The organism is Pseudomonas sp. BS3767 (assembly GCF_900099665.1).
Lineage (GTDB): Bacteria > Pseudomonadota > Gammaproteobacteria > Pseudomonadales > Pseudomonadaceae > Aquipseudomonas > Aquipseudomonas cerasi.
This window is the reverse complement of the sequence record NZ_FNCX01000003.1, coordinates 1-11,556: the sequence shown is the minus strand read 5'-3', so window position 1 is coordinate 11,556 and position 11,556 is coordinate 1. Positions and strand designations below refer to the sequence as shown.

Annotated in this window: 10 protein-coding genes and 1 rRNA gene; 7 read left to right on the top strand and 4 right to left on the bottom strand. The window is 59.7% G+C overall.

Features of this window, described 5'->3' with window-relative positions; translation table 11 throughout:
- The first annotated feature begins 11 nt into the window (after positions 1–11).
- Together BLR16_RS09070 and BLR16_RS09065 are read left to right on the top strand one after the other, a co-directional pair.
- The gene (locus BLR16_RS09070; RefSeq protein ID WP_058416416.1) at positions 12–671 is read left to right on the top strand and encodes an HD domain-containing protein; all 660 of its coding nucleotides are present in this window, start codon (positions 12–14) and stop codon (positions 669–671) included.
- A gap of 119 nt (positions 672–790) precedes the next feature.
- Positions 791–2,455 carry a methyl-accepting chemotaxis protein gene (locus tag BLR16_RS09065; protein ID WP_054080607.1) on the top strand — a complete coding sequence of 555 codons (1,665 nt, stop codon included), beginning with the start codon at positions 791–793 and terminating at the stop codon, positions 2,453–2,455.
- Positions 2,456–2,512: 57 nt separating this feature from the next.
- Here the strand turns inward: BLR16_RS09065 and can are convergent, their stop codons facing one another.
- Complete coding sequence (gene can, locus BLR16_RS09060) at positions 2,513–3,151, bottom strand: carbonate dehydratase (protein ID WP_003345939.1); 639 nt, start codon at positions 3,149–3,151, stop codon at positions 2,513–2,515.
- Between the two features lie 170 nt (positions 3,152–3,321).
- On the opposite strand from can, the gene BLR16_RS09055 reads away from it, so the two are divergent.
- Complete coding sequence (locus BLR16_RS09055; protein WP_074805901.1) at positions 3,322–3,729, top strand: serine kinase/phosphatase; 408 nt, start codon at positions 3,322–3,324, stop codon at positions 3,727–3,729.
- A gap of 9 nt (positions 3,730–3,738) precedes the next feature.
- On the opposite strand, the gene rimI is transcribed toward BLR16_RS09055, so the two are convergent.
- Positions 3,739–4,191 carry a ribosomal protein S18-alanine N-acetyltransferase gene (gene rimI / locus BLR16_RS09050; RefSeq protein WP_003365779.1) on the bottom strand — a complete coding sequence of 151 codons (453 nt, stop codon included), beginning with the start codon at positions 4,189–4,191 and terminating at the stop codon, positions 3,739–3,741.
- Entirely contained in the window at positions 4,184–4,990 is an 807-nt protein-coding gene (locus BLR16_RS09045) for a hypothetical protein (protein ID WP_060708678.1), read from the bottom strand. The genes rimI and BLR16_RS09045 overlap by 8 nt, the downstream gene beginning before the upstream one ends.
- Positions 4,991–5,134: 144 nt before the next feature.
- On the opposite strand from BLR16_RS09045, the gene mksB reads away from it, so the two are divergent.
- The 4 genes from mksB (at position 5,135) to BLR16_RS09025 (ending at position 11,346) form a co-directional block, all read left to right on the top strand.
- The gene (gene mksB / locus BLR16_RS09040; RefSeq protein ID WP_003404706.1) at positions 5,135–6,412 is read left to right on the top strand and encodes an Mks condensin complex protein MksB; all 1,278 of its coding nucleotides are present in this window, start codon (positions 5,135–5,137) and stop codon (positions 6,410–6,412) included.
- Positions 6,402–7,109 carry an Mks condensin complex protein MksE gene (gene mksE / locus BLR16_RS09035; protein ID WP_003365786.1) on the top strand — a complete coding sequence of 236 codons (708 nt, stop codon included), beginning with the start codon at positions 6,402–6,404 and terminating at the stop codon, positions 7,107–7,109. The genes mksB and mksE overlap by 11 nt, the downstream gene beginning before the upstream one ends.
- A complete protein-coding gene (gene mksF, locus BLR16_RS09030; protein WP_003391215.1) occupies positions 7,106–9,925 on the top strand; it encodes an Mks condensin complex protein MksF in 2,820 nt (939 codons plus the stop codon). Before mksE ends, mksF begins: the two co-directional genes overlap by 4 nt.
- Positions 9,926–10,098: 173 nt before the next feature.
- Positions 10,099–11,346 carry a right-handed parallel beta-helix repeat-containing protein gene (locus tag BLR16_RS09025; protein ID WP_074805903.1) on the top strand — a complete coding sequence of 416 codons (1,248 nt, stop codon included), beginning with the start codon at positions 10,099–10,101 and terminating at the stop codon, positions 11,344–11,346.
- Positions 11,347–11,468: 122 nt separating this feature from the next.
- On the opposite strand, the gene rrf is transcribed toward BLR16_RS09025, so the two are convergent.
- Positions 11,469–11,556 (bottom strand): 5S ribosomal RNA (rrf, locus tag BLR16_RS09020); the annotation flags it as partial.

Genomic DNA, 11,556 nt, shown 5'->3' with positions numbered 1-11,556 from the left:
AGGACCACCGCATGACCGCCGCCAGCTTCACCCCCTTCGAGGATCTGGCCAACCTGCTGATACCCCACACTCACGCAGAGAAAATCGACGGCTCGCACGATGTCTCGCACTTGCTGCGTGTGTGGAAAAACGTCTGCGCCATTCGTGACCGTGAAGGCGGCGATGCCCGCGTCCTGATTGCGGCGACACTGCTGCATGACTGCGTTTCAGTCGAGAAAGACTCGCCGTTTCGCGCCGGCGCATCACGACTGGCGGCAGCGCGGGCCAGCGAATTGTTGACCGAGATGGGTTGGGATGAACAGAGCATCGCCTCCGTCGCCCACGCCATCGAAGCGCACAGTTTCTCGGCGGCGATCACGCCCTTGACCCTCGAGGCGAGAATACTGCAGGACGCCGACCGTCTGGACTCGCTGGGCATGATTGGTGTGGCACGCACCTTCTATGTATCAGGGCGGCTCGGCAAAGCGCTCTACGACCCGAATGACCCGCATGCCAGCCGGCGCCCCTATGACGACCTGAATTTCGCCGTCGACCACTTCCACACCAAGCTGCTGCACCTGGCTGACGGTTTTCAGACCGATACCGGCGCACAGATGGCGAAAGTCCGGCACCACCGGGTCAAACGCTTTCTGAACGAACTGATGGAGGAAGTTGCACTTCCTCAGCCTTGATTCGTCAGTCACACGGCAACCCTTCAAGAGATGTCATAAAGACATCACACAATTGCCCTATAAACGGCTCTCCGAGAAGGTCCGTGTGTTTATAGGGGTTGTGTGCCGTGAAAAGATTTATGCCTCGTTTCCTACGTCGGCAAGCCACAACGACAACACTCTTGCGCCGCTTCAAAATCACGCTGCGCCTGGTGATCTGCTTCGCTGTCACCTCCCTCTTGATGGTCGCGCTTGGCGCATTCTGCCTGTTGCAGATGCAAGCTATCCGCACCCAGGGCGAGGCGGTCGAGAGCGGCGCCCTGCCCAGTATCGCCACTGCAGATGCCATCGCCATCGGCCTGGTCAAACTGCGCAGCGAAACCACCCGTCTGATCGCCAACGCCGACGATCCGGGTGCCGTCATCAACAGCAAGATCAATGTCGAGCAACTCAGGAATGAGGTAGAGAAAGGCTTCTCTGAATACCTCGCACGCGTTCAGTCGGGCACAGAGCATGACTCGATTGTCGCGTTGCAGGATGCCTACAAGGCCTTCATGCCCGGCTTGCAGGATCAGATCGCGCTGATCGAGCAGAACAAGCTGGACGAGGCCAGGATGCTGGCCAACACCATGCTCTCGCTGCAAGGCGACCTGATGGACATGCAAGTGCAGCTGTTGCGCGAACTGAACAAGCAGAGTGCGGCCACCGCTGTAGAGGCCGCAAGCGCCAGCTACGAGCAAACGCGGATCATCGCGCTGAGCGCCATCGGCCTGGTTCTGGCACTGACCCTGTTGCTGGCCTGGCGCCTGAGCGTCAGTATCATCCACCCGGTGCGGCAGGCTTTACACATCGCCAGCACCATTGCCGATGGTGACCTGAGCGAACACCCGATACCGGACGGCAAGGACGAGACCGCGCAATTGCTGATCACCCTGGGGCGCATGCGCACCAACCTGCACAGCACGATCGACCAGATCTACGCGGCGGCGGCACAGTTGTCGCAATCGGTTCAGGAAATGGGCAGCATCGCCGAAGCCAGTGCGCTCAATCTGCAGCTGCAGAACACTGAAATCGAGCAGGCTGCTGTCGCAGTCAATCAGATGAGTCAGGCGGCCATCGAAGTGGCAGGCAACGCCAGCAATACCGTGACCGAATCAGAGGCGTCGACCCAGGCGGCAGCACAGGGGCAGGAAAAGCTGTCGGCAACCATTCTTTCGATCAAGGAACTGACCAGGAATGTGCTGGATTCGTCGCATCAGGCTGAAGGGCTGGCCGAACGCACCCAGAGCATCAGCAGCATCCTCGATGTGATTCGTGCAATTGCCAATCAGACCAATCTGCTGGCCCTGAACGCAGCTATCGAGGCTGCACGGGCAGGCGAAGCCGGGCGCGGCTTTGCCGTGGTGGCCGACGAGGTCCGCTCACTGGCGCAGCGCACCAGTGCCTCCACCGCGGAAATCGAGGGGCTGATCAGCGGCGTGCAGCAAAGCACCCAGCAAACCGCCAGCTCGCTGCGCCACACGGCGACGCAGGCCAACCTGACGATGGAACAGGCCGCCTCGACCGGCGAAGCCTTGCAAGTGATCATCCAGTCAACCGCCACCATCAACGACCGCAACCTGCTGATTGCCAGTGCCGCAGAGCAGCAGGCCCAGGTGGCGACTGAAGTGGACCGCAACCTGAGCAGTATTCGCGACCTGTCCAGCCAGACCGCATCAGGCGCGCAGCAGACCACCGTCGCGAGTAACGCACTGTCGATGCTGGCCAATGACCTGAACCTGATGGTGCAGCGTTTCGTGCTGTGATGGGTTGAACATCGCCAGCCAGCCTGCAACAACAGGCTGGCTGGCGACGATCGGCTGTCAGTCCTGCGGACGCAGACGGTACTGCGGCGGCAGTTGCTCGAAACCGCTGATGGTCACGTCGAGGCTTTTCCAGCGGCCATCCTTGATGCCGTAGATGCAGCCATGCACAGACAGGCTCTGCCCACGGTGCCAGGCGTTCTGCACAATGCTGGTGTGACCGACGTTGGCCACTTGCTGGATCACGTTCAATTCACACAGGCGGTCGACGCGCTCTTCCTCGGTCGGCAGCTTGGCCAGCAACTCGCGGTTTTCGTAATACAGATCACGAATCGTGCGCAGCCAGCCGTCGATCAGGCCGAACTGGCGGTCCTGCATGGACGCCCGCACGCCGCCGCAACCGTAGTGGCCTGTGACCAGAATGTGTTTGACCTTCAACACGTCCACTGCGTATTGAATCACTGACAGACAGTTCAGGTCGGTGTGCAGCACGACGTTGGCCACGTTGCGGTGAACGAACAGATCACCCGGCAGCATGCCGACGATTTCGTTGGCCGGCACGCGTGCATCGGAGCAACCGATCCACAGGAACTCAGGGGTTTGCTGGCGGGCCAGTTTGGCGAAAAACTCAGGGTCTTCCTGCTTTATCGCATCGGCCCAGCGTGCATTGTTATCAATCAGGTCTTGTAGCTCGTTCATGCTTTGACGCCTCGATAATGATGCCCAGCCTTGGACTGGAGTCGAATCCTTCAAGTCACGCCTGTTTGCCACTACTGGCAAAATTCACCAACGCTCGTCGGTCAACAAAAAGGAATCTTCAAAGTCATGGCCGGTCCACTTTTTACGACCACCTGAAATGAGGATTTCCCATGAACGATTCACGCCGTCCGTTCGGTGCTACCGAACCGGAACCCATCGACGATAACGAAGACCGTATGGGCTCCATGGAAACACTCGATTTCGACGAGGAAGAACCGGGCCGTATTGGCGATCTTATCCCTGAAGGCGAGCTGCAACATGAAATTCTGGATCAGCGCGTGCGTGAGGCCGGTCTCACGGGTGCTTCCACGGATGATCATCACTCGACTGACGATGATCTGTCTCCGGAAACCCTGATTCGTGAAGACGGTGCTCGTTCACCGTCCGAGCAGGGCGACGGCGACCCGGCTGATCTGGACCTGACCGTAGTCGACGAGGACGACATCGGCGGTGGCAACGGCCTGGACGAAGAAGAACTGGCAATCATCGACCCGCTGGACGGCAACACCCAGCGCTGACAGCCAGTATTACTCGAAAAGCGTGCAGGCCATGACCACTGCGTCTTCACGGCCGCCCACTGCCGGGTAGTAATCGCGACGCCGGCCTATCTCGTTGAAACCGTAGTTTTCATACAGACGATAGGCTGGACGGTTGCTGTCACGCAGCTCCAGAAAGCATTCCCGTGCATTGAGCTGATAAGCGCGTTTCATCAGATGGTCGAGCAGTAACAAGCCAAGACCCCGCCCCTGGTTTTCAGGTTTGACCGTGATGTTGAGCAGGTGCGCTTCGTCGATGATGACCTGAATGACGCCGTGCCCGACCTGCTGCGCGCCCTCGAACATCAGCCAGATCTCGTAGGACTTGAGCCCGTCGAGAAAGATGCCGCGTGTCCAGGGATGACTGAACGCTGCGTATTCGATTTTCAGCACCGCGTCCATGTCGGCTTCGGTCATGCGGCGGAAGGTTACGGCATCACTCATCGATCGATTTCCAGCGCGTCATCAGCCGACGCATGGCTTTCCAGACATCCGCCTTGCGCTCAGGCTCGTCCATCAGTAATTCAAGACCTGGCAGCGCCCAGGCCGTGCCCAGGCCTTCAATCTGCAGTTCACGGTGGTAAGACTCGGCATCGGCTTCACCGGCGTACTTCATCGACGGCAGCCCGATCAGCCACAGGCAGGCGCAGGGCTCGTCCTCGAGCCGCGCGCCGACGAAGCCCTGCACGAAATCACGTGCGGCCTCCGGGCCCTGGTCCATCTGGCCGCGGACCAGCAACGGCCAGCGCACGGGCTCGCCGATGATCTGTGGGCTGTCGGGCAGACCGGCGGCGCGCAGCATGTCCTTGAGCAGCAGGTAGGAAGGATCACGGCTCTGAAACGGCTGACCGGTGGTGAGTTCGACCAGTAACAGGCAGCGTCCGGCGCGCAACAATTGCAGGGCAAAGCGCGGTGGCGGTACCACCGGCGCCTTGGGCGGCGCCGGCTCGGCCTCTTCGGCGGCCGGGGTGGCTGCGCGCGTGCTGGCCAGTGAAGGGCGCGGCACCTCGACCCTCGGGCGTTCGGGCTGCCGTGCCATCGGCTCGACGTTCGACGTTTCGGCAGGTGCAGCGTGCTCCGCTGGCGAAGCAGCAGGCGCGACACGTTGCACCTCGACCGGCAGCGGCAACGGCACAAGCAGCTGCGGGCGCGACGGCGCGGCGAATGGCAGTTCTGTGCGCGGCAGCCAGTTGACCACCTGCATGGCAGTCAAATAAGCGCGGCGACGGGACTCGTTGAGCAAGGGTCAGCCACCTGTGGATAAGTTAAGCGCGCAATTCTAGCGTTGTTCGCCTTTTTGCGCTGCAGCATATCGCCCGCAGGTGAAATATCAGTCGGCTGATGCAGTACAATTGCCGCTTTTCACTTGCCAACAGTCGGCCTAACGATGATCGAACCCAAGCGCGTTCTGCGCGCCCTTGCCGAGCACTGGGCGCTTCTTGAGCCCTTATGCGAACATTTCGACCAGGGTACGTTGAGCCTGAGCGAGCTGCGCCTGCAACTGGGCGCTCAGCAGCAGGACAGCACTCCGCAAGACATCACCAACCTGCTGGACGTGTGGATCCGTCTGGACATTCTGGTGCCCGTCGCGAAAAGCCCGAACCGTTTCGAGCTCAACGCACAGATCCATGACTTCCTGTCGTACCTGCGCCGCGAGCACCGTTTGGGCCTGTGCCTGGAAATCGAGGCCTACCTGCGCCATCTGGAGCGACTGGCCGGTTACATTCAGGATGCATTCGAGGTTCGCGACGCCAATGATTTGGCCAGACAACTGCGGCTGCTGGACATGCGCGTGCGCGACGTACTCAAGAAGCTCGCCAACGACGAACAGGCGCTGGTCGCCGTGGCCGACCGGGCCAAGACCAGTGACCGGCAGATCCCGTTGCGTCAACGCTATGCCGAAGTCTTGGCGACGTGGGACGAATACGTCGAGCCGATGATTCAACTGGTCAACGCAGACGGTGCGTTCGAACAGGGCGTGCGCAAGGTCGAGAACGTCCTGCTGCGCCTACTGACCGAGCAACAACGTCTCGGTCACCTGGTCGACGACGACATGCTGCTGCGCACCCACGCGCGCATTCTGGAAATGCAGACCAGCGCCCAGTTGACCTTGCGCCATGCGCGCGAACTGCTGCTGCCGTTGCGCGAAGAAGCGCGTCGCCATAATGCGGTGACCCGTGGCGCAGCGCTGGCCTTGTCCGCCATTCGCCGCAAGGGGCTGGATGCGGTGCCGCAGGCTGCCATGCCGATGTTCACCCGTCCGCAAAGCACGTTCCTGGGCAGTGCCAGTCAGGTCGAGGCCTACGTGTATGCCCTGGCGCGTTTTGAGCCGAAACCCGCGAGATTCCCCAAGGCCAGCGGTACCCGCAAGGGCCAGGCGCCACGCGCACCGCGTACGGTCAAGGAGATGCTCGAACGCTGCGAAGACGCCTTGCCGATGCCTGACCTGATGGTCTGGTTGCTGGAGCAGGAGCCGACCGGGGAGACCGACGAGCTGCTCTACTGGTTCTCGCGCCTGTCGCGCGACAAGCGCTTCGCCCGTGAACGCCTCGAGCGTCGCGAATATTTCACCCGGGAGCACCGCGTCAGCCTTCGCTCCTTTGCCCTGCTCGCTGCAAAAGACGAGCAGGCCGAGCATTCCGAGAGCACCGTTCATGCATCTTGATCTATCCGAAATGTCCCAGCTCGCGCCGATCTTTCGCGAGCTGTTCAAGGGCTATCACATCAGCCGCCGCGACCCGGAGCTGTACACCCAGCTCTCCAATTGCCAGGACCAGTACCGCACGCTGTTCAAGGCACTGGGCTTCGAACTGGTCTGCGACACGCGTGGCTTTTATTACTTCGTGCCTGAACTGGCTGCCGCGCAGGTCAACAAGACCGCCCAGCGCCTGGCACTGTTCACCTTCATCCTCGTTGAACATCTTGCAGATCAGGGCCGTGACCCCATGTCGGTGCTCGACGGTGGCAGCCTGGGCCGCGACGAGCTGCCTTCGATGCTGGAAAAGTACCGCGACCTGTTTCTCCAGGCTGAAGTGCAGACCCCGGAAGAGCTCGAAGAAAAGATCATGCGCCGCATGACGCAGTTGGGCTTTGCCAGTGAGGAAGTGGGTATCTACCGCTTCCTGCCGCCGATGCACCGTTTTCTCGATGTGTGCCTGTCGGTGCAACAGGATCGCGATCTGGCCGCCAGCCTGCATAGCGCCCTGCCCCTGCCGACGCCCGTGCTCATCGATGACGACAGCGACGAGAAACTGCTGGAAACCGATGACCCGCTGGACCTGGCTGAATTCGGTGAAGAGACCGAGGAAGAGGCACTGGCCCGGGCAATCGCCGATGAGCAACGACAGGAGATGGACACATGAGCCAGGAACGTTATGGCATCCGCCGCTTTGCCCTGTTGAACACTGCCGGTTACAGCCTCGGCCTGTTCCCGCTGGAAAATCCGCTGTCGGTATATGGTGCGAACAACCTCGGCAAAAGCGCCTCGATCAACGCCCTGCAATTCCCGATTCTGGCGCGCATGTCGGACATGAGCTTCGGCAAGTACAGCCTGGAACAATCGCGGCGCTTCTACTTCGCCTCCGACACCAGCTACATTCTGGTAGAAGTTTCCCTGCCCCACGGCCCGCATGTCATCGGCGTCGTGGGTCGCGGTCCGGGCGGCGGCTTCGGCCATCAGTTCTTCGCCTATGCCGGCGAGCTGGATCTGGGTCATTACCAGAAGAACGACACCTGCCTGCGTCAGAAAGAGCTGTTCAGCAACCTGGAAAGCCAGGGCCTGAAAGCCTACGAGCTGAAGCCTGACGAACTGCGCCGTCTGCTGGTCGGCGGCCACACGTCGATTCCGCTGGACCTGACCTTGATCCCGCTGCGCTCCACCAGCGAGCAGAGCCTCAAGACCTTCCGCGCACTGTTCATCAACCTGCTGCACATGCGCGAAATCACGGCTGCCAAACTCAAGCAGCTGTTTCTGGATGCCTTCGAGCACAGCCTGCGTTCGGGCAGCGTCGACTACATTGCCGCCTGTGAAGAAGCCTTCCGCGATGTGCGGCGTATGGAACAGGACTACAACTCGCTGGTGCTGGCCGGCCCTCTGGTCGAGGCGCTGGCCGCTGGCGTCAAGCAGCGCGATGTGTTGCGCGGCAAACTGCATCGTCTGTCACCGATCCTCGATTCACTGCTCGGCACCTGGTCGGATTACTCCGGTGCGCGCAAAGAAGAGTTGGTCATCCAGGCTGAGCATTACCGTGCTCAGCAGGATGAGATGCAAAACGATCAGCGCAGCAGCACCCAGGAACTGATGCGCCTGGAGCGCGAGATCAGTAGCATCCAGCGCTGGGTCGGCGAGCTGTCGGTGCTGAAGAATCGTTTTGCGCTGGTCGATGACGTCAAGGTGCTGGAGCAACAGCTGCTCGCCGCCAAGGACGCTCACGATGAGCTGGCCGGTGCGCTGGCCCAGTCCCGGCAGTTCAGCGCCGAGGACCTGGACGAGCGCCTGCGCGATCTGGAAAAACGCCTCAAGTCGGTCAAACAGCAGCTCGATCATGCGGACAACAACAGCTACGCCCGCCTGCGCGAAGAGTTTTCCCAGCCGGACGTCGAACGTCTGATGCGTCTGTTCAACAGCGCACTGTTCAGCTTGCCGTTGGGTGAGCAAGGTATTGCGCTGGATGATGGCGATGCGTGGGTCAAGTCGCTGGAGACCATTCTGGATGGCTTCAAGGGCGATCAGTTTGCAGTACCGGGGCTGACCATCAACCTGTCGAGCATCGAGCCGCCTGCCCTGCAGGCGCTGGCCGATCGTGCCGCGTTGCGCGATCAGAAAGAGCGACTGGAGAAAGAACTCAAACAACTGAAAACCCAGCAGGCTGTCGCTGCCGACCGTTCGGCGAGCAAGACCCAGACCGAAGCGCTGTACCAGCAGGTGCTGGATGCGCAAAAGGCGCTTGAAGACTTCCGCCGTTGCCAGACCTTGAGCGCAGAGGAATCCACCAAGCTGGAAGAACTGGCGCAGATGGAAGCCGCTCAGGATGAACTGAAACGCTCCAGCGACGCGTTCACCGAGCGCGTGCAGCAACTGTCCGCCAAGCTGCAATTGATCGCACGTCAGATCGGCGATATGGAATCCAAGCAACGCACGCTGGACGACGCGCTACGTCGCCGTCAGTTACTGCCAGCAGACCTGCCTTTCGGCACACCGTTCATGGACCCGATCGACGACTCCATGGATAACCTGTTGCCGCTGCTCAACGACTATCAGGACAGCTGGCAGGGTCTGTTGCGCAGCGATGGACAGATTGAGGCGCTGTACGCACAGGTTCGCCTCAAGGGTGTGGCCAAGTTCGACAGCGAGGACGACATGGAGCGTCGCCTGCAGCTACTGATCAATGCCTACGCGCACCGTACCGACGAAGCGCTTACGCTGGGCAAAGCGCGTCGCGCTGCGGTCACGGATATCGCACGTACCCTGCGCAACATCCGTAGCGACTACGACAGCCTTGAGCATCAACTGGCGCTGTTCAACCGCGAGATCAACAAGCGTCAGGTCTCGAACCTGGCAAGCTTCCGTATCGTGCTCGCCCCTAACAAGGAAGCGCTCAAGCACATCGACCAGATCATCCACAGCGCCGGGCAGTACGAGGAAGGCGAGACGTTGTCGGTCTTCGACCTGAGCCAGAGCGCAGAGCAGGACAACAAGAACGAAGAAGCCAAGGAATATCTGGCCCGGCTTGTGGCTGCCAACCACAACCAATTGGGCTTGAAAGACCTGTTCGAACTGGCATTTGAAATCACCAAGGTCAATGGTCAGCCGGTTATCCACACCGATATCGATGGGGCTGCCTCCAACGGCACCACGATGACCATCAAGGCATTGACCAACATGTACCTGCTGTTGCACTTGATGGATCGCGATCAGGCCGGACGGGTGCGTTTGCCTTACTACCTCGACGAAGCCGCAGACATCGACGAGAAGAATCAGGCAGCACTGCTGGAAACGAGCCTGCAACTGGGCTTCGTTCCAATTCTGGCCAGTGTGAAGCCACAGGTCTCGGCTCACGTCGCCATCGACCTGGAAGGCGGCAGCGGACCCAATGGCATCTACATTGATGAAGCGGACTGGAAATATATTCAGCGTCGTGACGATGTGAAACCAGAGGTTCCGGAACTGGCCTCTTAAAGGCTGATTGCTGTGAACAGAAGGCCGCATGAAAATGCGGCCTTTTTTATCGTCTTTGAATTGAGTGAGGCCCTGTTGCGGGCCTCAGGCGAGCAGACTCTTTACTCATCGAATTCATAATGAGGTGCAGCAAACACGCATACGATTACACCAGGCAGGCTTGGAGTGATCCCATGAGAACGATACTGCTGACGGTCTTGCTGGTCGTCGCTGCAACAGCGCATGCAACTGACTACTACGTGGCCCCCAATGGCGATGATCACGCTGCCGGTACGAAAGGCGCACCGCTGCGCACCATCATGCGCGCACAACAAGCCGCAAAGGCCGGCGACACGGTGTACTTTCGCGGAGGCACCTATGCCTACACAGCCGGCATCAACCGCTGCGCTACCCGCACAGACACCGTGAATGCCATCACCCTGAACAACAGCGGCAGCGAAAACGAACCCATACGCTACTGGGCCTATCCGGGCGAAACACCGGTTTTCGATTTCTCGGCCATGAAAGACGATTGTAGGGTGAAAGGCTTCAACGTTACCGGTAGCTGGCTACACCTGAAGGGGCTGGAGGTGACCGGCGTACCGCAGCAGCCGGAAAACCATCTCAACCACGAGTCATGGGGCATCTGGAACAGCGGGAGCCACAATACCTTCGAGCAACTCAATCTGCATCACAACATGGGACCCGGCCTGTTCATTCAGAACGGCGGCTATAACCTGGTACTGAATTCCGACTCTCACCACAACTACGATCCTTACACCTCAAACGGCGCAGGTCAGAGTGCAGACGGCTTCGGCGCACATATCAAGGCGGGCCATCCAGGTAATGTATTCCGCGGCTGCAGAGCGTGGGCCAATTCCGACGACGGCTTTGACCTGATCAATGCCTTTTCGCCAGTCACCATCGAAAGCTCATGGGCATGGCAGCAGGGTTACCTGCCTGGCACGCGAACAAAACTTGAAGCAGGCAATGGTAATGGCATCAAGGCCGGCGGATACGGTGGCAAGTATGTGCCTGACGGCGTGAAACACATCGTCCGTAATTCAGTTGCCTTCGACAACAAGTCCGCTGGTTTCTATGCCAATCACCATACCCTGGCACTGGACTTCATCAACAACACGGCTTTTGCAAATGGCGTGAACTACAACATGGCAGGTATCGCCCCGGATGGTTCGCTGATCCCGCTCGGTAACCTGTTCAACAACATCGCCTACAAGGGACGGTTGACAGTTAACACCGAGGGACTGGATATGGCACACAACTCCTGGACATTGCCAACGCCGGTAACCGACGCAGACTTTGAGGATGTTTCGGAGACGGGGTGGGATGCGCCACGTCAGCCGGACGGAAGCCTGCCAGTGCTGCGCAGCTTCCACCTTCGACCTGGCAGCAGACTGGCAGGGATGGGGGCGTTTCACTAAGCCTTGGGGGTCTCTGGCGCCTATGCGGCTGCATTGCAGTAGACAGAGAATGCAGAGATTTCTGAAACCCCAGACAAACAAAAACCCTCAACGCGTAAGCGAAGAGGGTTTTTGAAATTCAATCTTGACGATGACCTACTCTCACATGGGGAAACCCCACACTACCATCGGCGATACATCGTTTCACTACTGAGTTCGGGATGGGATCAG

Bases quoted from the DNA above. Each gene is read 5' to 3' on its own strand.
- BLR16_RS09070 (WP_058416416.1), top strand. From the start codon at position 12: ATGACCGCCGCCAGCTTCACCCCCTTCGAGGATCTGGCCAACCTGCTG.
- BLR16_RS09065 (WP_054080607.1), top strand. From the start codon at position 791: ATGCCTCGTTTCCTACGTCGGCAAGCCACAACGACAACACTCTTGCGC.
- can (WP_003345939.1), bottom strand. From the start codon at position 3,151: ATGAACGAGCTACAAGACCTGATTGATAACAATGCACGCTGGGCCGAT.
- BLR16_RS09055 (WP_074805901.1), top strand. From the start codon at position 3,322: ATGAACGATTCACGCCGTCCGTTCGGTGCTACCGAACCGGAACCCATC.
- rimI (WP_003365779.1), bottom strand. From the start codon at position 4,191: ATGAGTGATGCCGTAACCTTCCGCCGCATGACCGAAGCCGACATGGAC.
- mksB (WP_003404706.1), top strand. From the start codon at position 5,135: ATGATCGAACCCAAGCGCGTTCTGCGCGCCCTTGCCGAGCACTGGGCG.
- mksE (WP_003365786.1), top strand. From the start codon at position 6,402: ATGCATCTTGATCTATCCGAAATGTCCCAGCTCGCGCCGATCTTTCGC.
- mksF (WP_003391215.1), top strand. From the start codon at position 7,106: ATGAGCCAGGAACGTTATGGCATCCGCCGCTTTGCCCTGTTGAACACT.
- BLR16_RS09025 (WP_074805903.1), top strand. From the start codon at position 10,099: ATGAGAACGATACTGCTGACGGTCTTGCTGGTCGTCGCTGCAACAGCG.